Origin of the sequence: Micromonospora sp. WMMD998, assembly GCF_029581235.1 — a bacterium.
In the GTDB taxonomy this organism is placed as follows: Bacteria; Actinomycetota; Actinomycetes; order Mycobacteriales; family Micromonosporaceae; genus Micromonospora.
This window is the reverse complement of sequence record NZ_CP120740.1, coordinates 3,845,308-3,868,399: the sequence shown is the minus strand read 5'-3', so window position 1 is coordinate 3,868,399 and position 23,092 is coordinate 3,845,308. Positions and strand designations below refer to the sequence as shown.

Here is a 23,092-nt window from a genome sequence, read left to right as displayed (position 1 = left end):
GCCAAGGGCTGGTCGACGGGCGGGTACGGGCGTTCGGGTACCGTCGGAGTCCGGTACGGGAGAACATGGGGGGTGCTTCGATGACCGACGTCGCGACGGACCAGGTGCAGGTCTGGGTGGACCAGGACCTCTGCACGGGCGACGGGCTGTGCGTGCAGTACGCGCCGGAGGTCTTCGAGTTCGACGTCGACGGCCTGGCGTACGTCAAGGGTCCGGACGGCGAGCTGCGGCTGAGCCCGGGGGCCCGGGTGGACGTGCCGGAGCACCTGCGCCTCGAGGTGATCGACTCGGCGAAGGAGTGCCCGGGCGAGTGCATCCACGTGGTGCGGTCCGCCGACGGCGTCGAGGTGGCCGGCCCGGAGGCCGAGGGCTGAGCGGACGACGCGGGATGGGCCGGGGACGGATCCCCGGCCCACCCGCGTCTCAGAGCATCGGACGACCGACGACGGAGGCGACCAGCCGGGCGAACTCCTCCAACCGCCCGATCTGTCCGGCCCCGCCGTCGTCGAGCGTCTTGCCGAAGCGCAGCGCGTCGTGCCGCGGCGTGCCCGGCACCTCCTCGCTCGGCGGCGCCTCGTCCAGCGAGCTGAGCAGCAGGTAGACGTCGATGCTGTCGACCCGGACCGTGCCGTCCTCGGCGCGGGTGAGCCGGCGCCGGCAGCCGACCTCGGTGACGGTGGAGACCGGCACCACGCGCAGCGAGGAGGTCATCGCGCCGGGCGGCCCCTCCCCCGGCGGGACGTCCTCGCCGTGCCAGAGCACCAGTCGGCTGCCGTCGCAGACGACGACCTCCTGCCACACGCCGTTCACCTCGTTGACGAAGCGTTCCAGCGTGAAACCGAGCACCGAGGCGCCGCGCAGCACCCCGCCGAGCGCCTCCAGGGCGATGTCGGGGTCACGCAGGTAGGCCCGGGCGGCCGACTCCAGGTCGGCGTAGGGCGACCAGTCGGGGAAGACGGCGGGCATCTCGCCGTTGCCGTAGCCGGGACTGCTCACGCCACCTCCCGCCGGCCCGCTCGGCCGGGACGGGCTCCCCGCCCGGCACGCGCCCCGATCCGCTCCCTCATGCTTACCGTCTCCGGTGTCGTCGTCCCCACGGGCACACATGATCCGCCCGTCCGTGGGGCTTCGCGCGGCGGGGGTCAGGGCTGTTCCGGCTCCGCCGCCGACCGGGCCGCCGCCGCGGCGCGCAGGGCGTCGCGGCGCTGGGCGTACGCCTCGGCGCCCTTGCTGGGCTTGCGCCGGCGCGGCGGGGCGGTGACCCCCGGGGCGAGCTTGCGCGCGGAGACCAGGAACGCGGTGTGCGCGATCATGCGGTGGTCGGGCCGGACCGCCAGCCCCTCGGCGTGCCAGTCGCGGACCATCGACTCCCAGGCCCGCGGCTCGGTCCAGCCGCCGCGCTCGCGCAGCGCCTCCACCAGCTCGGACAATTGGGGCGTGGTGGCCACGTAGCCGATCAGCACCCCACCGGGGACGAGCGCCCGTTCGACCATGTCGAGCATCTCCCACGGGGTCAGCATGTCGAGGATGATCCGGTCGAAACCGGTCTCGGCGCACCCGGCCACGTCGCCGACGTGCAGCCGCCAGGCCGGGTGCGGGCCGTTGAAGAACGCCTCGACGTTGCGCCTGGCGATCTGGGCGAAGTCGTCGCGCAGCTCGAACGAGTGCAGCTCACCGTCGGCGCCGACGGCCCGCAGCAGCGAGCAGGACAGCGCGCCGGAGCCGGCGCCGGCCTCCAGCACCTTGGCGCCGGGGAAGATGTCGCCCATCGCGACGATCTGCGCGGAGTCCTTCGGGTAGATCACCTGGGCGCCGCGCGGCATGGAGAGCACGTAGTCCGACAGCAGTGGCCGCAGCGCCAGGAAGGCGGTGCCGCCGCCGGTGGTGGTGACCACACTGCCGTCGGGCAGGCCGATCAGCGTGTCGTGGCTGAGGATGCCCCGGTGGGTGTGGAACTCCTTGCCGGGCTCCAGCGTCACGGTGTGCATCCGGCCCTTCGGGTCGGTCAGCTGCACCCGGTCGCCGGGCCGGAACGGCCCCCGGTGCACGGGAGGCAGCGCCGGGACGGTGGAGATCTCTGCGGTCACGTGTTCGTCTTCCGTTTCGGTTCGAGGAGCTGGGCGAGATCCGCGACGTGCAGCACGCCCACCACATCTTCGCCTGCCGTCACCAGGTACTGCGCGCCCGGGTGGGCGCGCACGGTCTCCAGCACCCGCTCGCCGTCCGCGCCGACCGGCAGGGCGGGCAGCATGGCCAGGCCGCGGGCCACCTCGTCCACCGCCAGCCACGGCCGGCGGTCCCGGGGTACGGCGGCGGCGCGGGCGGGGTCGACGAGCGCCACCGTACGGCCGGTCGAGTCGATCACGGCCAGCGCCGCGTCCGGCGTGCCCGCCTCGTCGCGGCGGCGCTGCGCCTCGGCCAGCGGGGTGCCGGTGGGCACCGGCAGGAGCGGGCGGGCCAGCCGGGCCAGGTCGACCAGGTGCAGCCGGCGGCCGATCCGGGCCAGCCGGATGGACTGCCCGGCACCCCGCCACAGGGTCAGCGCGACCAGCAGGAGCAGCGGCAACGCCAGTGGCACGAGCGCCCGGCGCAGGGTGAGCGCCACCACCAGGGCCACCGTGCCCAGCGCGACCGCCCGGCCGACCCAGCCGGCCACCTCGGTGCCCCGGTGCCGGTCGCGGGTGAGCGCCCAGACCGCCGCGCGCAGCGCCCGCCCGCCGTCCAGGGGCAGCCCGGGCAGGCTGTTGAAGATCGCCACCACCACGTTGCTGACCGCGAGTTGGAAGGCGAGCTGGTGGCCGAGCGTGCCGGCGGGCAGCGCCAGGGTGGCGGCGACCGCGCCGGCGCCGAGCACGGCGGACACCGCCGGGCCGACCAGCGAGATCAACAGCTCCACCCGTGGGGTGGGGGCGTCGGCGTCCATCTCGGTGTAGCCGCCGAGCAGTTCCAGCGTGATTCCCCGCACTCCGATGCCGAACCGGCGGGCGGTGAGCGCGTGCCCCAGCTCGTGCAGCAGCACCGAGCCGAGCAGCGAGACGACGAAACCGAGCCCGACCAGATAGCTGCCGGGGCCGCCGAGGTCGAGCTGGCGGCGGGCCAGCGCCGCGTAGAGCACGGTGACCACGACGGTGAGCAGCAGCATCGAGGCGTCGGCCCGCAGCGGCACCCCGAAGACCCGGCCGAGGCTCAACCCGGGCCGGCGCGGTCGTCGGGTCCGCTGCTCCACCCCGGCGATGCTACGCGGGGGAGATCATCGACCGGTGCGGCGCCGGCGGCGGTGTCACACCGGTGGCCTAACCTTCCGGACATGACGGCGAGACCGGTGATCGACACGCAAAGCGACCCGACGGCGGAAGCGGCGCCGGTCGCGGTGCGGGCGTCGCTGTCGCCGTCCCGGGCGGCCGACTTCAAGACCTGCCCGCTGCTCTACCGCTTCCGCAGCATCGACCGGCTGCCCGAGCGCCCGACGGTCGAGCAGGCCCGGGGCACGCTCGTGCACGCCGTGCTGGAGCGGCTGTTCGACCTGCCGGCGCCGGCGCGCACCCCGGAGTCGGCGGGCGACCTGGTCGCCCCGCAGTGGGACCGGCTGGTCACCGAGGAGCCGGAGCTGTCGACGCTGTTCGCCGACGACGACACGACCGGCGTGGAGGGGTTCCTCCGCTCGGCGGCGGCGCTGCTGGAGGGCTACTTCGCAGTGGAGGACCCGCGCCGGCTGGAGCCGGCCGAGCGTGAGGCGTTGATCTCGGCGGTGGTCGACGACGAGTTGCTCATCCGGGGCTACCTCGACCGGCTCGACGTGGCCCCCGACGGCGCGCTGCGGGTGGTCGACTACAAGACCGGTGGCGCGCCGCGGGAGGCGTTCGAGGCGCGGGCGCTGTTCCAGCTCAAGTTCTACGCCCTGGTGCTGTGGCGCACCCGGGGCGTGGTGCCGCGGGTGTTGCGCCTGCTCTACCTCAAGGACGCCGAGGTCTGCGACTACGCCCCCGACGCCGAGGAGCTGGTGCGCTTCGAGCGCACGGTGGTGGCGTTGTGGCGGGCGATCGAGCAGGCCACCGCCCGGCAGGATTTCCGGCCCCGGCCGAGCCGGCTCTGCGACTGGTGCAGCCACCAGTCGCGGTGTCCGAGCTTCGGCGGCACCCCGCCGCCGTTCCCGGTGGCCGCCGCCGCGCCCGACCCGCTCGTGGACGCCCGGTCCCGCCCGGCGACCCCGGGGGCCGACGAATGACCCTCCTCCTCGGGGAGGAGGCCGGGTTCGACTCCGGCGACGACGAGAGGCGCTCCGGGGCGGCCTAGCGTCTCCAGGCATGACCGACCGGCTCCCGGCCCGCCGGATGCTCGACACGTTGCTCACCGCCGCGGTGGCGTACGCGCTGGGTCGCGCGGCGCGGCCCCGACCGGTCCGCGCCCGGACGGGCGCCGATGCGGCGGTGGCCGCCGACGAGCGTCGCCGGATCGCCGGCGAGCTGCACGACCTGGTGGCCCACCAGGTCGCCGCGATCGGGGTGCTGGCCACCGGCGCCCGCCGGGCGTTGCCGCGGGATCCGGCCGCGGCGGACCGGGCGCTGGCCGCGGTCGAGGAGACCGGCCGGGCGGCCCTGCGGGAGCTGCGCCGGCTGCTGCGGGTGCTGCGCGCCGACGCCGGGCCGGTGGCCGAGCTGGCGCCGCAGCCCGGCCTGGCCGGCATCGTCACGCTGGTGCGGCAGGCGCGCGACGCCGGGCTGCCGGTCACGCTGCGGACCGAGGGCACGTTCGCGCCGGTGGGCGACGGGATCGCGCTCGCCGCGCACCGGGTCGTGCGGGAGGCGCTGCGCAACGTGCTCCGCCACGCCGGCCCGGCCACCGCGTCGGTCCGGCTCACCGCCGCTGACGGGTTCCTGACCGTGGAGGTGACCGACACCGGACGCGGCCCGGCGTCGCCCGACCGGATCGGACCGGGCCTGATCGGCATGCGGGAGCGGGTCGCCCTCTACGGTGGGATCCTGCGGACCGGACCGGCGCGGGCCGGTGGCTTCCGGGTGTACGCCCGGATGCCGCTGGACCCGACCGGCACGGTCGGCGCACCGACCGCCGCCCGGCACGACGAGGGGAACCCATGACCGACGCCGCCGCGCCCCGTCCGGTGCGGGTCCTGCTCGCCGACGACCAGCCGCTGCTGCGTACCGGGTTCCGGATGGTCCTCGGGGTCGAGGACGACCTGGACATTGTGGGCGAGGCCGGCGACGGGGTGGAGGCGGTGGAGCTGTCCCGCCGGCTGCTGCCGGACGTGGTGCTGATGGACATCCGGATGCCGCGGATGGACGGGGTCGCCGCCACCCGGGCGATCGTGGACTCCCGGCTGCCGGTGCGGGTGCTCGTGCTGACCACGTTCGAGCTGGACGAGTACGTGGTCGGGGCGTTACGCGCCGGGGCGAGCGGTTTCCTGGCCAAGGACGTGCCGGCCGAGGACCTGGTCACCGCGATCCGCACGGTGGCGGCCGGAGAGGCGGTGGTGGCGCCGCGGATCCTGCGCCGGCTGCTGGACCGCTTCGCCGACGTGCTGCCGGATCCGGCCGCCGCGCCGCGGCGGGTGCTGGATCCGCTCACCGAACGCGAGCGGGAGGTGCTGACCCAGGTGGCGCGCGGGCTGTCCAACGCCGAGATCGCCCGGGAGTTGTCGGTGAGCGAGACCACGGTCAAGACCCACGTCGGGCACGTGCTGACCAAGCTGGGGCTGCGCGACCGGGTGCAGGCCGTGGTGCTGGCGTACGAGACGGGGTTGGTGCGGCCGGGCGGTTGAGGTGGCGGCACTCACGTACCGTGACCAACGGCGGCGGCGCGTGGTTGACCCTCACGCGACGTGGGGTCCTACCGTCGACGCCGCCGCCGGTCAGGGATCACCCCGAGCCGGTCTCGGGGGCGACCCCCACCAGAAATTCGGCACGGATTCCGCCCGGGGTCGGACGGATCCGCGACCGGCGCCGCCGATGATGAGAACTGCCGCACCGGCCAGCGGGGGCGGTGCGGACCTCCGAGCCAGATGGAAGAGGTAGATGACGTGACCGCGACGGTAGGCCAGCAGGCGCAGGCCGCGGCCCGGGCGAACGACGTGTGGAAAGTGTACGGCAGCGGTGAGGCGCAGGTCATCGCGTTGCGAGGGGTGAACGCCGAGTTCGAACGCGGCCGGTTCACCGCGATCATGGGCCCGTCCGGCTCCGGCAAGTCGACGCTCATGCACTGCCTGGCCGGCCTGGACTCGGTGACCCGGGGCACCGTGATGATCGGTGAGACGACGGTGACCGGGCTCAACGACTCGGGCCTGACGAAGCTGCGCCGGGACAAGGTGGGCTTCATCTTCCAGCAGTTCAACCTGCTGCCGACGCTCACCGCGCAGGAGAACATCCTGCTGCCGCTGTCGATCGCCGGGCGCAAACCCGACCCGGCCTGGTATGACACGGTGATCGACACGGTCGGCCTGCGGGAGCGGCTCGGGCACCGCCCGGCGCAGCTCTCGGGCGGTCAGCAGCAGCGGGTGGCGTGCGCCCGGGCGCTCGTCGCCCGACCCGAGGTGATCTTCGCGGACGAGCCGACCGGCAACCTGGACTCCCGCTCCGGCGCCGAGGTGCTCAACTTCCTGCGCGACTCGGTGCGCGAGCACGGTCAGACCATCGTCATGGTCACCCACGACCCGACCGCGGCGGCGTACGCCGACCGGGTGGTCTTCCTCGCCGACGGCCAGATCGTCTCGGAGCTGGTCGAGCCGACCGCCGAGACGGTGCTGGACACCATGAAGAAGCTGGACGCGCCGGTCGAGGTGGGCAACTGATGTTCCGGGCGACGCTCAAGAGCCTGCTGGCGCGCAAGCTGCGCCTGGTGTTGTCCGGCCTGGCGGTGGTGCTCGGCGTCATGTTCGTCTCCGGCGCGTTCGTGCTCACCGACACGCTGGGCCGGTCCTTCGACGCGGTCTTCTCCGACGCCTACGCCGCCATCGACGTGAACGTGGCGGCGAAGCCGAAGGTCGAGGTCTCCGAGACCGAGGGCGAGCCGGTGGCCGCCCCGGTGCCGGCGTCGGTCGTCGACCGGGTCAAGGCGGTGCCGGGCGCCACGGACGTACGCGGGGCGGTCTCCGCCGACGGCGCTCGGCTGATCGGCAGCAACGGCAAGGTGGTCACCTCGTTCGGGCCGCCGCAGATCGGGGAGAACTGGCTCGGCGAGGACGACCTGATGACGCTGCGCGAGGGCCGCGGCCCGCAGGCCGACGACGAGATCGCGGTCAACGCCGCCCTGGCGGAGGCGGCGAAGGTGAAGGTCGGCGACCGGGTCGGTGTGCTGACGTTGTCGCCGAAGAAGGAGTTCACCCTGGTCGGCGTGTTCGGCTACAGCGGCGGCCGGGACTCGATCGGCGGGGCGAACGAGGTCGCCTTCACCACGCCCGTCGCCCAGCGGCTGATGCTCGGCGAGCCGGACGTGTTCACCAACGTCAGCGCGCGGGCCGCCGACGGCACCACGCCGGAGGCGCTGCGCGACGCGGTGTCCCGCGCGCTCGGCGCCGACTACGACGTGAAGACCGGCGACCAGCTCGCCGACGACGCCTCGGCCAGCCTGAAGGAGGCGCTGTCGTTCTTCAACAAGATCCTCCTCGGCTTCGCCGCGGTGGCGCTGCTGGTCGGCACGTTCCTGATCCTCAACACCTTCTCGATCATCGTGGCCCAGCGCACCCGTGAGCTGGCCCTGATGCGGGCCATCGGGGCCAGCGGCCGGCAGGTCATCGGCTCGGTGGTGCTGGAGGCGGTGGCGGTCGGCCTGGTCGCCTCGGTGCTCGGGCTCGCCGCCGGCATCGGGGTGGGCGCGCTGCTGGCGTACCTGTTCGGCAAGCTCGCCGGTGGTCTCACCCTGGCCGGGCTGGGGGTGCCGCCCGCGGCGGTGATCGGCGCGTTCGCGGTGGGCCTGCTGATCACGGTGGTCGCGGCGTTGCTGCCGGCGCTGCGGGCCGCGCGGATCCCGCCGATCGCCGCGATGCAGGACGTGGCCACCCCGGACCGGCCGTTGACCAAGGTGACCGTCGGCGGCGCCGTGGTCACCACGATCGGCGCGGTCCTGCTCTTCCTCGGGCTCAGTGGCAACGCCGGCGGCAACACCCTGGCGACCATCCTCGGCGGCGTGCTGTTCGCGTTCATCGGGGTGGCGCTGCTGACCCCGGTGATCAGCCGGCCGGTGGTGGCCCTGCTGGGCGCCCTGTTCGCCTGGTCGGTGCCGGGGAAGCTGGGCCGGCTCAACTCGGGCCGCAACCCGCGCCGGACCGCGATCACCGCCGCCGCGCTGATGGTGGGCATCGCGTTGGTGACCGGCGTGACGGTGATCCTGGACTCGGCCAAGGGCAGCATCAGCGCCCTCGCCGAGGACCGGATCAAGGCCGAGCTGGTGATCTCGGGCAGCTCGACCGGGCCGCGCCCGGCGAGCTTCGACCCGGCGGTGCTGACCCAGGCCGCGGCGATCCCGGGGGTGCGGTTGGTCGACGGCGAGTACGGCGACATGGCCACCGTCGGCGGCAAGCGGACCTGGGTGGCGGCGTCCAGCGACGTGTCCGCGCTGGAACGGATCTTCGGGGCGAAGGCCACCGCCGGTGACATCAGCCGGCTGGCCCCCGACCAGATGCTGCTCAGCTCCGACACCGCGAAGTCCCGCAACCTGTCGGTCGGCTCCACCGTGCCGGTGCAGTTGTCCCGCGGTGACGCCCGCACCTACACGGTCAGCGGCATCTACGAGAGTTCGCAGTTGACCAACCCGGTGGTGCTGCCACCGCAGGCGACCGTCGACTTCGCGATCCCGCAGCCCATCCAGGGCTTCGTGCAGCTCGCGCCGGGCACCCCGGTCAGCGCGGTGCAGCCGCAGGTCGAACGGCTGCTGGCGGACAGCCCGGAGGTGTCGGTGGCGGACCGGGCCGCGTTCATCAAGCAGCAGACCAGCCAGTTGGACACCCCGCTGCGGATGATCCAGATCCTGCTGGCGCTGGCCATCGTGATCGCGGTGCTGGGCATCATCAACACGCTGGCCCTGTCGGTGCTGGAGCGGACCCGCGAGCTGGGTCTGCTGCGCGCGATCGGCCTGCGCCGGGCGCAGACCATGCGCATGATCACCGTCGAGGCGGTGGTGATCTCGATCTTCGGCGCGCTGCTCGGCGTCGTGGTCGGCACCGGTCTCGGCGCGGCCGTGGTGCGGGCGCTCAAGGACGAGGGCATCACCGACCTGGTCCTGCCCTGGGGGCAGATGGTGACGTTCCTGATCCTGGCCGCGATCATCGGCGTGGTGGCGGCGGTACTGCCGGCCATCCGCGCCGCCCGCATCAACGTGCTGGGCGCCATCGCCCACGACTGAGGTGCAAGGCGGGGGCCCTTCCTATCGCCTGGGCGATAAGAAGGGGCCCCGCCTAACGGTTCAGCAGGGCGGCGAGCAGCTCCAGGTCGACGGCGGTCAGGCTCTCCGACTGGTGCACGCCGTCGGTCGGCGGCAGCGGCACCTCGGCCGGCACGGCCAGCACGGCCGCCCCGGCGGCGAGGGCGCTCGCCACGCCGGTCGGTGAGTCCTCGATCGCCACACACCGCTCGATCGGCACCCCGAGCAGCTTCGCGGCGGTCAGGTACGGCTCCGGATGCGGCTTGGCCTCGCCCACCTCGTCGCCGCAGACCACCGCGTCGAAGCTGTCCCGGCCCAGGGTGTCCAGGGCGACCTCGACAAGCGACCGGCCGCTGGAGGTGACGAGCGCGGTGGGGATGCCGGCGGCCCGCACCGCCCGCAGCAACGCCAACGCGCCGGGGCGCCATTGCAGCCCGGTGCGGAACAGGTCGAGGATCCGCGCGCTGATCCAGTCGGCGCTGGCCTGCGGATCCCGCTCCGGCTGGCCGAGGTCGTCGTGCACGATCCGCATGGCGTCGGCCATGCCGGTGCCGACGATCGCCCGGCGGGCCGCGCCGGACAGCGTGCCGCCGTAGACGGCGGCCATCTCCTGCAACGCGACGTCCCACAGCTTCTCGCTGTCGACCAGGGTGCCGTCCATGTCGAAGAGCACGGCGGCGGGGTGTGGGCTGCTCAGCGGGGGCCTCCTTCGGTACGCGTACCGAAGCGATCCTGCCAGCCGGCCGCCGCCCGCACGGCGTCGTCCCCTCCCGGGGTGACCTGTGGCATCAACCGAGGCCGCAGGCATCAAGCGAGTTCTCGTAGCCGGCGAAGAACTTCTCGCTGCGCTGCTCGGCGGTGCCGTGCGCGCCCTCGGCGAACCAGGGCTGGTCCGGGTCGTCGCCGACCGCGAGCAGCCCCTCCCGGAACTCGTCGAGGTCGCCGTCCTCCAGCTCCAGCGTCCCGTCACGCACGCTGTCGCCCAGGTACGCCCCGGCCATGCAGTCGGCCTGCAACTCCTGCTGGATGGTGAAGTTGTAGCGGATGCCGAGCCGGGTCTGTACGCCGTGGGCGTACTCGTGGCCCAGCAGGTAGAACAGGAACGCATCCCCGACCTGCCGGAACGCCGAGACCGACCAGTTCACGTCGTAGGCGATGAAGTCGCCGGCCGAGCAGTAGACGGCGTTGTTGCGCGGCAACCCCTGCCCGCCGCAGGTCACCTCGCCCGCACGGGTGTAGGGCACCACCCGCCGGATCGGCCGGAACCGCTCCCCGGAGGCGCGGAGCCGGGCCGTCCAGTACTGCTCGGCGACGGCGACGGCGTCGGCGAAGTCCTGCTTGAACTCGGCGACGCTCGTGGTCCCGTCCGCCCGGGTGGTCACCGCGTCCGGTGACGCCGACTGCCCGCCCCGCCGCGGCGCGGGCTGCTGCGGCTCGCCCTGGTCGAGCCCACCGCCCATGCAGCCGGCGGCCACCACCACGGCCACCAGCAGCCCGGCCAGCGGCCCGAGCCGCCGACGTTGCGCCCTGTCCCCCACGACTACCTCCCGGCGGTCCGACCCGTGTGAAGCGCAGTACCCCTACGCTCACCGGCTTGCACGTACCGGTGCCGGGAAACGTTCAGGTGTCGCGGTTCCATGGGACACAGGGCGCGCGGGCGCGGCCGTCACAACCGCCACGACAGGGGGTGCCGGCGAGCAGCTAGTCCAGGCCGCGCATGATGTGCGGTTCGCCGTCGTCGTCGCCGAAGCAGCGGTGCAACACCTGGGCGCGGGCCCACAGGTCGAGGCTGCTGGGCGGCCCGACCTGCGGCGGCCGGGCAAGCGCGGTCAGCACGGGGGCCGGGTCCGGCGGAACCTTCGACGTCACCTCGTCGGTCATCTCCGCCCCTTTCGTCGTGCTCATGCTCGCCCTTCGGCGTCTCCGCCGCGTCAACCGGACAGCGCGGGTGGGGACGCGGCGCTCGGCGTGCCGTACTCCGGACGGTAGCCCGCCGGGCCGGACCGCACACCCCTTATTCCGGACCCCGTCGCAGGTAGGGGTGGGATCGTCAGCGGATGTTCACGGAAGTTGACCTGGACCATCACTTCCACGTCTGTCTATATAAGAGGCACACGTAAGAGCCAGTCCCGCTTGGATGGAGTCCCATGTCCCGCACCCTGCGCGCCACGGCCATCAGCCTCGCCGCGATCACGGCCGCCACCCTCGGCCTCACCCTGCCCGCCCGCGCCGCCGGCTACTCCGCCCCGCTCACCACCGCGGTCGCCGGCCTGAGCGTGGCCACCGAGGTCCGCACCGGCTACAGCCGCGACCTGTTCCCGCACTGGATCGACGCGGACGGCGACGGCTGCAACACCCGCAACGAGGTGCTGTACGCCGAGGCCACCACGAAGCCCACCATCAGCGGCACCTGCACGCTCTCCGGCGGACGCTGGTACTCCTACTACGACAACGCCACCTGGACGGCGACCGGCGACGTGGACATCGACCACATGGTCCCGCTCGCCGAGGCGTGGGACTCCGGCGCGCGCACCTGGACCACCAGCCGCCGGCAGGCGTACGCCAACGACCTGGGCGACGCGCGGGCGCTGGCCGCGGTGACCGACAACGTCAACCAGTCCAAGGGCGACCAGGACCCGGCGACCTGGCTGCCGCCGTACGCCTCGGCCCGCTGCCGCTACGTCGGCGAGTGGGTGGCGGTGAAGATCCGCTGGCGGCTGACCGTGGACAGCGCGGAGAAGAGCGCGCTCACGAGCTGGGCGAACAACTGCCCGGCCGCCACCATCTCGGTCACCTACGCCTACTGAGACCCGTCGGCGCCCGGGCCGGACCGGCCCGGGCCCGGCTGCGACAATGACCGGCGATGGACGCGACGTGCTGAACCTGTTCTACCGCCTCGACCCGGCCGTGTGGGGTGACGGCGTGGCCGGCGAGGCGGCCACCGCCGTCGCGCGCTGGGCCGACACGCACCGGCCCGGCGTCCCGGTGGCGGCCCGGATCCGCCCGGCCAACTCGCCTCCGCGCGGGTCGCGGAACGGGCCGGCCTGCGCCGCGCTCCGCACCTGGACGTGGCCGGTGAGGACGGCCCCGACCTGATCTTCGTCGCGGAGGGTCCGCGGCGCTGACCTACGGCTCACGACCGACCGGCGAGCCGCAGCAGGAGCAACCGGAGCCGCACGAGTGGGCGTCCTCGGCCGCTGCACCGGAGGCCGGCGCGACCGCGCAGCAGGTTTCGCCACGCCAGGCGTCCCGGCCCTCTCGCACCGCGACCACGGCGATCACCAGCGCCGCGACCGGGTCGGCCCACGACCAGCCGAACAGGCTGTTGACAGCCAGCCCCACGAGCAGAACCACCGACAGGTACGTGCACAGCAACGTCTGCTTCGAGTCGGCGACCGCCGACCGGGACCCCAGTTCCCGACCGGCCCGCCGCTGCGCGGCCGACAGCACCGGCATCACCACCACCGAGACGCCGGCCAGCACCAGCCCGACCGTGGAGTGCGCGGCCTCGGCACCGCCGAGCAACGCCCGGACCGCCTCGACGGTGACGTACCCGGCGAGCGCGAAGAACGAGATCGCGATGACCCGCAGCGCGATCCGCTCCCGCGCCTCGGGGTCCCGGCCGGCGAACTGCCACGCCACCGCGCTCGCCGAGGCCACCTCGATGACCGAGTCCAGACCGAAACCGATCAGGGCGGTGGACGACGCTACGGTGCCGGCGCCGATCGCCACCACCGCCTCGACGACGTTGTAGGTGATCGTCGCGGCGACCAGCAGCCGCACCCGGCGGGCGAGCACGGCACGGCGGGCCGGCGCGGGACCGGCGGCCGTCAGCGGGACGAGTGGCAGGGGCGTCATCAGCAACAACCCGAGGCGGCGTCGGCACACACGGCCGGGTCGACGGCGAGCACGACGCCGAGCAGGTCGCCCAGCGCGTGGGCGAGCCGGACGTCGGCCAACTCGTAACGGGTGCGCCGGCCCTCGGGCACTGCCACGACCAGGCCGCAACCGCGCAGACAGGCCAGGTGGTTGGACACGTTCTGCCGGCTGGTGCCGATCAGGTTCGCCAGCTCCGCCGGATAGCCCGGCCCGTCGCGCAGGGCCAGCAGCAGCCGGGCGCGCATCGGCTCGGAGAGGGCGTGACCGAAGCGGGCCAGCACCTGCGCGTGCGGGAGCGTGTGCATGCGACGACAGTACATCGTTGGCTGAATCGTTGGTGATGAGCTTGCCTCCGGTAGCCGTTACCGGCTCACCGTCGAGGAGTGAACGACACCTCCTTGCCGGCGCCCTGCGCCCGCCGGCCAGCGGCAAGATCGTCACGGTACGGTCGGACACATGATGGTCGCCCGTTCCATCCTGCTGTTCCTTGTCGCCGCGCTGGCCGAGATCGGCGGCGCGTGGCTGGTCTGGCAGGGCTGGCGGGAGAACCGTGGGCTGCTCTGGATCGCGGGCGGCATCATCGCGCTGGGCCTCTACGGCTTCGTCGCGACGTTCCAGCCCGACCCGAACTTCGGGCGCATCCTCGCCGCCTACGGCGGCGTCTTCGTCGCCGGGTCACTCGCCTGGGGCATGCTCGTCGACAGGTTCCGGCCCGACCGCTACGACCTCGCCGGCGCGGCCATCTGCCTGGTCGGCGTCGCGATCATCATGTACGCGCCGCGCGCGAGCTGACCTGCCCGACCCGGTCCGCTCGGCTCAGCATGAGGCGGGCGGGATGCTCTGCTCGTACTGGAAGACGTTGTGCGGGTCGTACACCGCCTTGACCCGGCGCAGGCGCTCGACGTTCGGCCCCCAGTACGCGGTCTCCCACTCCTGCATGCCGATGTTCGGCACGTTGACGTAGGCGCCGTCCACGTACGGTCGCAGCGCCTGGCTGAACTCGGCGATCCACGCCTGGGCGGCCGGGGTGAGAGGGTCGCCGCTGTCCGGCACGCCCCGGGTCCCCCAGCCCGCGCCCGGCTCGGAGTAGAAGATCGCGTCGCGGTGCGGGAACGCCGAGCCCCCGGCCGGCTGCTTCGCCTGCGCGCCGACGCCGAACGCCTGGGTGAAGAAGTTGCTGTCCTCGGTGGGTGCCACCGCCATGAAGGAGCGGATGACCTCGATCGCCTCGGGCGGGAACGGCTTGCGGGTGAACTGGGAGAAGAACTTCCAGTTCGCGGGCTCGTCCTCGGTCGGCACCTGGAACCCGGCGTAGACCTCGCCCCACCCGCCGATCTGCACCGTGACCTGCGGGCTGCCCACCGACAGGACCGGTGCCAGCAGCGCCCGCACCTCTGCCTCGGTGCCCTCGGCGAGCACGCCGAACAGCAGGATCTGCGACTTGTGGATCTCCAGTTGGGTGCCGAGGCGGACGTCGGTGAACGGCGCGCTGCGCTGCCACCTGTCGAAGACGCCCCGCAGGTCGTCCAGGCCGGGCCAGGTCGCCTGAAGGTAGGCGACGCTGCGCAGCGGGGCCACCCGGTAGGTGAGCGACGTGACGATGCCGAAGTTGCCGTTACCCGCCCCGCGTAGGGCCCAGAGCAGGTCCGCGCGGTTCCGCAGGTCCACCTCGATCGCCCGGGCGCCGTTCGCCCCGGACGCGACGACGATCTCCGCTCCGATCAGGCTGTCGCAGGCCATGCCGAGCCAGCGGGTGAGGAAGCCGAAACCCCCGCCCAGGGTCGCCCCGGACAGACCCACGCTCCCCTCCGTACCTGTCGTCACCGCGAGACCCTGCTGGGCGAGCGCGGTGACCGCCTCCAACTGGTTGAGCCCGGCGCCGACGCGCGCGGTGAGCGCGGCCGGGTTGATGTCGGCGGACTTCAGCTCGCTGACGTCGATCACGATGCCGTTGTCCACGTTGGACCAGCCTTCGAGGCTGTGCCGGCCACTGCGCACCCGCAGCGCGACGTTGTTCTGCCGGGACCAGGCGAGGGCGTTCACCACGTCCTGCGTGTTCTGCGCGAACACGATGACAAGTGGGTTGTGCACGAACAGCTCGTCCCACCCGACGCTCGCGGTCGGATAGTCGGGATCGCCGAAGCGCACGATACGGCCGGTCAGTTGCGCCGGCGGGCACTCGGCCCAGATCGGCGCTCCGGAGCCGTCGGTGCCGGTCGTCGCCAGGGCGGGCCCGGCGAGCGCGGCCGGCGCGACGACCGCTCCGGCGCCCACGGCGGCGGTCGCCTGGAGCAGCTTTCGACGCGAGATGTCGTGCATGGTCATGGCCTCTCGATCGGGTCACACCTTCGCTGGCGTGCGACTTTCACGCTAGAACCAGACACTTGCTCACATAACCGGAAGAGGATGCGAAAACCCTTCCGGGTGACGCAGCAGGGCTGCCGGTGGGACAAACGCACTCCGTCAGGTGCCGGGCGTGTCCACCAACCGCGCTCAAAGATGGAGACGGAGCCAGCCACCCAGGCAGAGAAGCAGCCAGCCGGTCAACGCGGCGACGAACCCCGCCAACGCCGGAAGCTGCCACCTTCGCACCAGGTACGCACACAGCGGCACCGCCACGAGCAAGGTCGGCGCCAGAATCACGATCATGTCGTACAGTTCCGCCCCGACATCCGCCGGCGCGGTCGGGCACCCGAACTTGCCGGTGCACTCGACGCTGCGGCCGTTGACGTACGAGTAGCCGGGGGTGGTGCCTTCGTGCGGCCACCGGAGTACCACCAGCAGGCCGACCGGCAGGACACACGCCAGTGTGTACCAGAACGCGAGCCAGGCGAAGGCGCGCCCGAGCATCCCCGACGCGAGCCCCTCGCTCATGATCTCATCATATTCCGACCGGGACCACGCCCCTTGATCCACACCGGCTCGGTGAAGTGGCGCCATCCGGGCAAACCGGTTACCGCCACCTCGCCGTAGTGGAGTGGATCAAGCGCGCCCTACTTGGCGTTGAAGTAGTTCGCGTCGGGGTGGTGGACCACGATGGCGTCGGTGGCCTGCTCCGGCACGAGCTGGAACTCCTCCGACAACTCCACCCCGATCCGCTCCGCGCCGAGCAGCCCCACGACCTTCGCCCGGTCCTCCAGGTCGGGGCAGGCCGGATAGCCGAACGCGTACCGGCAGCCCCGATAGTCGGTGCGCAGCAGGCCGGCCAGGTCGGCCGGGTCGTCCTCGGCGACCGTACGCCCACCCGGCAGCACCAGCTCGGACCGGATCCGCCGGTGCCAGTACTCCGCCAGCGCCTCGGTGAGCTGCACGGACAGGCCGTGCACCTCCAGGTAGTCGCGGTATTCGTTCGCCGCGAACATCTTCGCCGTGTATTCGCTGATCGGCTGCCCGACGGTCACGAGCTGCAACGCCACCACGTCGAGCTGGTCGCCCTTGGGCCGGAAGAAGTCGGCCAGGCACAGCCGGCGCTCCTGCCGTTGCCGGGGGAAGGAGAACCGGGCCCGCTCGCTGTGCCCGTTCTCGTCCAGCACCACCAGGTCGTTGCCCTCGGAATAGGCCGGGAAGTAGCCGTAGACCACGGCCGCCTCCAGCACCTGGTCGGCGATGAGCCGGTCCAGCCAGTAGCGCAGCCGGGGCCGGCCCTCGGTCTCCACCAACTCCTCGTACGACGGGCCCTGACCGCCGCGGGCGCCCCGCAGCCCCCACTGCCCCAGGAACGTGGCCCGCTCGTCGAGCAGCGCCGCGTAGTCGGCGAGCGGCACGCCCTTGACCACCCGGGTGCCGAAGAACGGCGGCGTGGGCACCGCGGCGTCCGGCGCCACGTCGGAGCGGACCGAGGCGTCGTCCAGCTCGGGCAGCGACTCCCGGACCTGTGCCCGCTGCCGCTCCCGCCGCTCCCGACGGGCCGCCAGCGCCGCCTCCCGCTCCGGGTCGACCACCGGCGCGCCACCCCGCTTGGCCGCCATCACGCGGTCCATCAGGGACAGCCCCTCGAAGGCGTCCCGGGCGTAGTGCACCTGGCCGGGGTAGATCGACCGCAGGTCGTCCTCCACGTACGCCCGGGTCAGCGCCGCCCCGCCGAGCAGCACCGGCCAGCGCTCGGCGACGCCGCGCGTGGCCATCTCGGCCAGGTTCTCCTTCATGATGACCGTGCTCTTGACCAGCAGGCCGGACATGCCGATGGCGTCGGCCCGGTGCTCCTCGGCCGCGTCGAGGATCGCGTTTATCGGCTGCTTGATGCCGATGTTGACCACGTCGTAGCCGTTGTTGGACAGGATGATGTCGACCAGGTTCTTGCCGATGTCGTGCACGTCGCCCTTGACCGTGGCCAAGACAATCTTGCCCTTTCCGGCAGCGTCTTCGGAGTCGGCCTTCTCCATGTGCGGCTCCAGGTAGGCCACCGCCGTCTTCATCACCTCGGCGGACTGGAGCACGAACGGCAACTGCATCTGGCCCGAGCCGAACAGCTCGCCGACCACCTTCATGCCGTCGAGCAGCAGGTCGTTGATGATGGACAGCGGCGTGCGCCCCTGCGCCATCGCGGTGTCCAGGTCGGCCTCCAGGCCGTTGCGCTCGCCGTCGATGATCCGGCGCTTGAGCCGCTCCTCCAACGGCAGCGCGGCCAGCTCCTCGGCGCGGGTGGCCCGCGCCGAGGCGGCGTCGACGCCTTCGAAGACCTCGATGAACCGCTGCACCGGGTCGTAGCCCTCGCGGCGGCGGTCGTAGACCAGGTCGAGCGCCACCTCGCGCTGCTCGTCCGGGATCTTCGTCATCGGCAGGATCTTGCTGGCGTGCACGATGGCCGAGGTCAGGCCGGCCTGCACGCACTCGTGCAGGAACACCGAGTTGAGCACCTGCCGGGCCGCCGGGTTCAGCCCGAACGACACGTTCGAGATGCCGGCGGTGAAGTTGACCCCCGGATAGCGGGCGGTGATCTCCCGGATCGCCTCGATCGTCTCGATGCCGTCGCGGCGCGTCTCCTCCTGCCCGGTGGCGATCGGGAACGTCAGCGCGTCGATGAGGATGTCCGACCGACGCAGCCCCCACCGGCCGGTCAGGTCGTCGATCAGCCGGCTGGCCACCCGTACCTTCCACTCCCGGGTGCGGGCCTGGCCCTCCTCGTCGATGAGCAGCGCCACGACGGCGGCCCCATGCTCCTTCACCACCGGCATGACCCGCGCGTAGCGGGAGTCGGGGCCGTCGCCGTCCTCGAAGTTCACCGAGTTGACCACGCAGCGACCGCCGAGCATCTCCAGCCCCGCCTCGATCACCGCCGGCTCGGTGGAGTCCAGCACGATCGGCAGGGTGGACGCGGTCGCGAACCGGCCGGCCAACTCCCGCATGTCCTGCGTGCCGTCGCGGCCGACGTAGTCGACGCAGAGGTCGAGCAGGTGCGAGCCGTCCCGGGCCTGGTTGCGGGCGATCTCCACGCAGGCCTGCCAGTCGGCGGCCAGCATCGCCTCGCGGAACGCCTTCGAGCCGTTGGCGTTGGTGCGCTCCCCCACCATCAGGACGCTGGCGTCCTGGGCGAACGGCACGTGATGGTAGATCGAGGAGACGCCGGCCTCCGGCTCCGGCGCCCGGGCCGCCGGGCGACGCCCGCCCAGCCGCTCCACGAGCGCCCGGATGTGTTCCGGCGTGGTGCCGCAGCAGCCGCCGATCAACCCGACGCCGTAGTCGTCGACGAACTGCTCCAGCGCGTCGGCCATCTCCTGCGGGCCGAGCGGGAAGTAGGCGCCGTCGGCGGTCAGCACCGGTAGGCCCGCGTTCGGCATCACCGACACCGGGATCCGGGAGTGCCGGGACAGGTAGCGCAGGTGCTCGCCCATCTCGGCCGGGCCGGTGGAGCAGTTGAGCCCGATCAGGTCGACCCCGAGCGGCTCGATCGCGGTCAGCGCCGCGCCGATCTCGCTGCCCAGCAGCATGGTGCCGGTGGTCTCCACGGCCACCTGGCAGATGATCGGCACGTCCCGGCCGGCGGCGTCGCGGGCCCGCTTCGAACCGACCACCGCGGCCTTGACCTGGAGCAGGTCCTGGCAGGTTTCGATGATCAGCGCATCCGCGCCGCCGGCGATCAGGCCGGCGGCGTTCTGCTCGTACGCGTCGCGCAGCGAGGCGTAGCTCGCGTGGCCAAGGGTCGGCAGCTTCGTGCCCGGCCCCATCGACCCGAGCACGAACCGCGGCCGTTCCGGCGTGGCGTACGCGTCGGCGGCCTCCCGGGCGATCCGCGCCGCCGCCTCGGACAGCTCCCAGATCCGGTCGGCGATGTCGTACTCGGCGAGGTTGGGCAGGTTGGCGCCGAACGTGTTGGTCTCCACGCAGTCCGCGCCGGCGGCCAGGTAGGCGTCGTGCACGCCGCGGACCACGTCCGGCCGGGTGACGTTGAGGATCTCGTTGCAACCCTCGAGGCCGTCGAAGTCGTCGAGGGTGAGGTCGGCTGCCTGGAGCATCGTCCCCATCGCTCCGTCGGCGATGAGGATCCGGTCCGCCAGCAGGTCGCGCAACGAAGTAGACACAGCCCCAGGTTAGTGCGCTCACGTCCGCAGCGACCGCCCCAACGGTCCCTTCCCACATACTGTCGGCTGGATCACCGCGTACCCTCATCCGCTTCGACCGGGTGGTCGGGCCGGGCGACCGGCGCGGCCGACGGGCCGGGTCCGGCGGCGGCACGTAGGCTGGCGGACGTGAAGGACATCAGGGACGCGACCGGGCGATGGGGCCACGCCGCTCCCGACGAGCAGGGTGAGGTGACGGCGTGACCGAGTTCGACGGGCTGCCGGTTCTACGCTCACCGGTCGCCATCGCGGCCTTCGAGGGCTGGAACGACGCCGCGGACGCCTCCACCGCCGCCGTGGAACACCTGGAGCAGGTCTGGCAGGCCCGGCAGGTGACCGAGCTGGATCCGGAGGAGTTCTACGACTTCCAGGTGAGCCGGCCGACCATCACCATGGCCGACGGGGAGACCCGGCGGGTGGAGTGGCCGACCACGCGCTTCATGGTGGCCAGCCCGGAGGGCACCGAGCGGGACGTGGTGCTGATCCGCGGCATCGAGCCGAGCATGCGCTGGCGCACCTTCTGCGAGCAGGTGCTGGAGATCTGCCACAGCCTGGAGGTCGAACGGGTGGTGCTGCTCGGCGCGCTGCTGGCCGACGTGCCGTACACCCGGCCGCTGCCGATCAGCGGGAGCGCGTCGGACGCCGACGCGGCCCGGCGCTACCAGCTCACCCCGACCCGATACGACGGCCCGACCGGCATCGTCGGGGTGCTGCACGACGCCAGCTCCCGGGCCGAGGTCGACGCGGTGTCGTTCTGGGTGCACGTGCCGCACTACGCCAACAACCCGCCCTGCCCGAAGGCGACCCTGGCTCTGCTGCACCGGGTCGAGGAGGTGCTCGACCTGCCGGTGCCGATGGCCGACCTGGCCGAGGAGGCCGCCGAGTGGGAGCAGCGGGTGCGCAGCGCCGCCGAGCAGGACGCCGAGCTCGGCGAATACGTGCGTGAGCTGGAGGAGCGCGTCGGTGACGCCGGCATCACCCCGTTGACCGGGGACGAGATCGCCCAGGAGTTCGAGAAGTACCTGCGTCGTCGGGGCGGTTCCGCCGGCCCCACCGCCGGTTCCTGGTAGTCCGCTTCGTCGAAGGCCGGGTCCTCGTCGGGCCCGGCCTTTCGCGTGTCCGGGGTGGCGCCCGCACACCCTCTAGGGCATCCTAGGAACCTAGCTGTTCTGAGGAGGCGGGCATGCAGATCAACCCCGGCGCGGCCGAGTTCCCGCACCGGCAGATCGCCGCGCAGCTCAAGGCGCAGGTGCGCCGCGGCGACTGGGGGCCGGGCGAGCGGCTGCCGTCCATCCCGGCCATCGCCGAGATGTTCGGCGTCGCGAAGCAGACCGTCCAACGCGCCGTCGACCAGCTCCGCGTCGAGGGCATCCTGATCACCAAACCCGGCTCCGGTACGTACGTCCGGGGCACCCGGCGCCGGCTCAACCGCCTCGCCCGGGGCCGGTACGGCGGTTTCCGCGGCTACCACACCGACCTGGCCGCCCGATACCGCCAGCAGCTCGTCTCAGTCGGTCGCGCCGCCGCCCCGCCCGAGGTCGCCGACGTGTTCGGCGTCACCGACGGCACCGAGTTGCTCTGCCGGCGGCACCTGGTCCGCACCGACGACTCCCCGGTCGAGGTCGGCGCCTCCTGGTTCCTGCCCGCCGACACCGCCGGCACCTCCCTGGAACGGGCCGAGGCGTTCGGCCGGCCGCTCTACCAGGAGGCCGAGGAGGCCACCGGCCGCCGGTACGTCACCGCGGCCGACACGATAAGCGCCCGCCAGCCCAGCCGGGAGGAGGCGGAGATCCTCCAGATCCGCCCGGACACCCCGGTGCTGCACCTGCTGCACGTCGCGTACGACGAGCGGCGCAAGCCGATCGAGGTCGCGCAGGCCACCTGGCCCGGCCCGATGACCACGCTCACCGAGGAGTACAAGATCCCCGCGCCGGCACCCGACCCGGACCCGGACCCGGGCCTCGTCCTCGGCTGAGCGCCGCCCCACGTGTTAAGAAGGGGCCCCGCCTCTACCGAAAGCGTTAACAAGGGCCCCCGCCTTACAGGCGGATGCCGAGGAGGGCGTCGACCGTGTCGGCGAACAGGTGGGGGGCGCTCGCGTCGGTGCCGTCACCGGCGAGCGTGCGCTCGGCCCAGGCGTCGGCCACCGCCAGGGCGCCCGGGGCGTCGAGGTCGTTGGCGAGGCGTTCGCGTACCCCGGCCAGCAGCGCCTCGCCCGACGGCCCGGACGGCGCGGCGGCGGCCCGCCGCCAGCGGTCCAGCCGCCGCAGCGCCTCGGCGAGCAGCTCGTCGGTCCAGGTCCGGTCGCTGCGGTAGTGGCCGGTGAGCAGCGCCAGCCGCACCGCCATCGGGTCGACCCGGTCGGCCCGCAGGCGGGAGACGAAGACCAGGTTGCCCTTCGACTTCGACATCTTCTCGCCGTCCAGGCCGATCATGCCGGCGTGCACGTAGTGGTCGGCGAACGGCGCCGCGCCGGTGAGCCGCTCGGCGTGCGCGGCGGAGCACTCGTGGTGCGGGAAGACCAGGTCGTTGCCGCCGCCCTGCACGGAGATGCGGTCGCCGAGCAGGTTCAACGCGATGACCGTGCACTCGATGTGCCAGCCGGGGCGGCCCGGGCCCAGCTCGCCGCCGGGCCAGGACGGCTCGCCCTCGCGGGCGCCGCGCCACAGCAGCGGGTCGAGCGGGTCGCGCTTGCCGGCCCGCTCCGGGTCGCCGCCGCGCTCCGGGAAGATCTCCAGCATCTCGGCGCGGGACAGGTTCGACTCGTAGCCGAACTCCGGGGCGGCGGAGATGTCGAAGTAGACGTCGCCGGTGCCGTCGTCGAGCCGGTACGCCGCGCCGTCCTTGAGCAGCACGAGCACCTTGTCGGCGATGTCCGGGATCGACTCGACCGCGCCGACGTAGTGCGCCGGCGGGATCATCCGCAGCGCCTCCATGTCCTCGCGGAACAGCGCGGTCTCCCGCATGGCCAGGACCTTCCAGTCCTCGCCGTCGCGCTCGGCGCGCTCCAGCAGCGGGTCGTCGATGTCGGTGACGTTCTGCACGTAGCTCACGGTCAGGCCGGCGTCGCGCCACATCCGCTGCACCAGGTCAAACGTGATCATGGTGGCGGCGTGTCCGAGGTGGGTGGCGTCGTACGGGGTGATGCCGCAGACGTACATCGAGGCGACGCCGTCGGGCCGGCTGGGATGGAGACCCTGTCGCGCCGAGTCGTACAACCTCAGCGGCGTGCCCTCACCCGGCAGCCGTGGCACCTCGTGTCCCGCCCAAGACTCCATGACCGCCAG

Annotated in this window: 23 protein-coding genes; 11 read left to right on the top strand and 12 right to left on the bottom strand. The window is 72.8% G+C overall.

Features of this window, described 5'->3' with window-relative positions; all coding sequences use genetic code 11:
* The first annotated feature begins 80 nt into the window (after positions 1-80).
* Positions 81-374 (top strand): ferredoxin, encoded by a 294-nt coding sequence (locus O7619_RS17630; RefSeq protein ID WP_282282051.1) that lies wholly within the window; start codon positions 81-83, stop codon positions 372-374.
* 49 nt (positions 375-423) lie between these two features.
* On the opposite strand, the gene O7619_RS17625 is transcribed toward O7619_RS17630, so the two are convergent.
* The 3 genes from O7619_RS17625 to O7619_RS17615 all read right to left on the bottom strand — a co-directional run bounded on the left by O7619_RS17625 (position 424) and on the right by O7619_RS17615 (position 3,142).
* Complete coding sequence (locus tag O7619_RS17625; RefSeq protein WP_282282049.1) at positions 424-996, bottom strand: hypothetical protein; 573 nt, start codon at positions 994-996, stop codon at positions 424-426.
* Positions 997-1,142: 146 nt separating this feature from the next.
* On the bottom strand, positions 1,143-2,087 hold the full coding sequence (locus tag O7619_RS17620; RefSeq protein WP_282282047.1) for a tRNA (adenine-N1)-methyltransferase: 945 nt from the start codon (positions 2,085-2,087) through the stop codon (positions 1,143-1,145).
* Positions 2,084-3,142: a site-2 protease family protein gene (locus tag O7619_RS17615; RefSeq protein WP_282288858.1), complete on the bottom strand. Its 1,059-nt coding sequence runs from the start codon at positions 3,140-3,142 to the stop codon at positions 2,084-2,086. Before O7619_RS17615 ends, O7619_RS17620 begins: the two co-directional genes overlap by 4 nt.
* 165 nt (positions 3,143-3,307) lie before the next feature.
* Here O7619_RS17615 and O7619_RS17610 point away from each other — a divergent pair, with 165 nt between their 5' ends.
* The 5 genes from O7619_RS17610 (at position 3,308) to O7619_RS17590 (ending at position 9,351) form a co-directional block, all read left to right on the top strand.
* Positions 3,308-4,225, top strand: coding sequence for a PD-(D/E)XK nuclease family protein (locus O7619_RS17610; protein ID WP_282282045.1), 918 nt, complete (start codon positions 3,308-3,310; stop codon positions 4,223-4,225).
* A gap of 79 nt (positions 4,226-4,304) precedes the next feature.
* Positions 4,305-5,096 carry a histidine kinase gene (locus tag O7619_RS17605; protein ID WP_282282044.1) on the top strand — a complete coding sequence of 264 codons (792 nt, stop codon included), beginning with the start codon at positions 4,305-4,307 and terminating at the stop codon, positions 5,094-5,096.
* Positions 5,093-5,776, top strand: coding sequence for a response regulator transcription factor (locus O7619_RS17600; RefSeq protein ID WP_282282042.1), 684 nt, complete (start codon positions 5,093-5,095; stop codon positions 5,774-5,776). Before O7619_RS17605 ends, O7619_RS17600 begins: the two co-directional genes overlap by 4 nt.
* Positions 5,777-6,034: 258 nt before the next feature.
* Positions 6,035-6,802: an ABC transporter ATP-binding protein gene (locus O7619_RS17595; RefSeq protein ID WP_282282040.1), complete on the top strand. Its 768-nt coding sequence runs from the start codon at positions 6,035-6,037 to the stop codon at positions 6,800-6,802.
* Positions 6,802-9,351 (top strand): ABC transporter permease, encoded by a 2,550-nt coding sequence (locus tag O7619_RS17590; protein ID WP_282282039.1) that lies wholly within the window; start codon positions 6,802-6,804, stop codon positions 9,349-9,351. Before O7619_RS17595 ends, O7619_RS17590 begins: the two co-directional genes overlap by 1 nt.
* 52 nt (positions 9,352-9,403) lie before the next feature.
* Here the strand turns inward: O7619_RS17590 and O7619_RS17585 are convergent, their stop codons facing one another.
* The 3 genes from O7619_RS17585 to O7619_RS17575 all read right to left on the bottom strand — a co-directional run bounded on the left by O7619_RS17585 (position 9,404) and on the right by O7619_RS17575 (position 11,274).
* Positions 9,404-10,042: an HAD family phosphatase gene (locus O7619_RS17585; protein ID WP_282282038.1), complete on the bottom strand. Its 639-nt coding sequence runs from the start codon at positions 10,040-10,042 to the stop codon at positions 9,404-9,406.
* Positions 10,043-10,157: 115 nt separating this feature from the next.
* A complete protein-coding gene (locus tag O7619_RS17580) occupies positions 10,158-10,907 on the bottom strand; it encodes a neutral zinc metallopeptidase (protein ID WP_282282037.1) in 750 nt (249 codons plus the stop codon).
* A 163-nt stretch (positions 10,908-11,070) separates the two neighbouring features.
* A complete protein-coding gene (locus O7619_RS17575; protein WP_282282036.1) occupies positions 11,071-11,274 on the bottom strand; it encodes a hypothetical protein in 204 nt (67 codons plus the stop codon).
* A 242-nt stretch (positions 11,275-11,516) separates the two neighbouring features.
* Here O7619_RS17575 and O7619_RS17570 point away from each other — a divergent pair, with 242 nt between their 5' ends.
* On the top strand, positions 11,517-12,176 hold the full coding sequence (locus O7619_RS17570) for an HNH endonuclease family protein (RefSeq protein WP_282282034.1): 660 nt from the start codon (positions 11,517-11,519) through the stop codon (positions 12,174-12,176).
* 46 nt (positions 12,177-12,222) lie between these two features.
* Positions 12,223-12,465, top strand: a complete 243-nt coding sequence (locus O7619_RS17565; RefSeq protein ID WP_282282032.1) for a GNAT family N-acetyltransferase — start codon at positions 12,223-12,225, stop codon at positions 12,463-12,465.
* Positions 12,466-12,495: 30 nt separating this feature from the next.
* On the opposite strand, the gene O7619_RS17560 is transcribed toward O7619_RS17565, so the two are convergent.
* Positions 12,496-13,227, bottom strand: coding sequence for a cation transporter (locus O7619_RS17560; RefSeq protein ID WP_282282030.1), 732 nt, complete (start codon positions 13,225-13,227; stop codon positions 12,496-12,498).
* Positions 13,227-13,553 (bottom strand): metalloregulator ArsR/SmtB family transcription factor, encoded by a 327-nt coding sequence (locus O7619_RS17555; protein ID WP_282282028.1) that lies wholly within the window; start codon positions 13,551-13,553, stop codon positions 13,227-13,229. The genes O7619_RS17560 and O7619_RS17555 overlap by 1 nt, the downstream gene beginning before the upstream one ends.
* 151 nt (positions 13,554-13,704) lie before the next feature.
* On the opposite strand from O7619_RS17555, the gene O7619_RS17550 reads away from it, so the two are divergent.
* Complete coding sequence (locus O7619_RS17550) at positions 13,705-14,040, top strand: YnfA family protein (RefSeq protein ID WP_282282027.1); 336 nt, start codon at positions 13,705-13,707, stop codon at positions 14,038-14,040.
* Between the two features lie 24 nt (positions 14,041-14,064).
* Here O7619_RS17550 and O7619_RS17545 read toward each other — a convergent pair whose 3' ends face one another.
* The 3 genes from O7619_RS17545 to metH all read right to left on the bottom strand — a co-directional run bounded on the left by O7619_RS17545 (position 14,065) and on the right by metH (position 19,766).
* On the bottom strand, positions 14,065-15,573 hold the full coding sequence (locus O7619_RS17545) for an FAD-binding oxidoreductase (protein ID WP_282282026.1): 1,509 nt from the start codon (positions 15,571-15,573) through the stop codon (positions 14,065-14,067).
* 168 nt (positions 15,574-15,741) lie between these two features.
* Positions 15,742-16,122, bottom strand: a complete 381-nt coding sequence (locus tag O7619_RS17540; protein WP_282282025.1) for a hypothetical protein — start codon at positions 16,120-16,122, stop codon at positions 15,742-15,744.
* A gap of 119 nt (positions 16,123-16,241) precedes the next feature.
* Positions 16,242-19,766 (bottom strand): methionine synthase, encoded by a 3,525-nt coding sequence (gene metH / locus O7619_RS17535; protein ID WP_282282024.1) that lies wholly within the window; start codon positions 19,764-19,766, stop codon positions 16,242-16,244.
* 239 nt (positions 19,767-20,005) lie between these two features.
* On the opposite strand from metH, the gene O7619_RS17530 reads away from it, so the two are divergent.
* Together O7619_RS17530 and O7619_RS17525 are read left to right on the top strand one after the other, a co-directional pair.
* Positions 20,006-20,875, top strand: coding sequence for a PAC2 family protein (locus O7619_RS17530; RefSeq protein ID WP_281589820.1), 870 nt, complete (start codon positions 20,006-20,008; stop codon positions 20,873-20,875).
* Positions 20,876-20,988: 113 nt separating this feature from the next.
* Positions 20,989-21,780 (top strand): GntR family transcriptional regulator, encoded by a 792-nt coding sequence (locus O7619_RS17525; RefSeq protein ID WP_281589822.1) that lies wholly within the window; start codon positions 20,989-20,991, stop codon positions 21,778-21,780.
* A gap of 64 nt (positions 21,781-21,844) precedes the next feature.
* Here O7619_RS17525 and mshC read toward each other — a convergent pair whose 3' ends face one another.
* The gene (mshC, locus tag O7619_RS17520) at positions 21,845-23,083 is read right to left on the bottom strand and encodes a cysteine--1-D-myo-inosityl 2-amino-2-deoxy-alpha-D-glucopyranoside ligase (protein ID WP_282282023.1); all 1,239 of its coding nucleotides are present in this window, start codon (positions 23,081-23,083) and stop codon (positions 21,845-21,847) included.
* Positions 23,084-23,092: the final 9 nt, after the last annotated feature.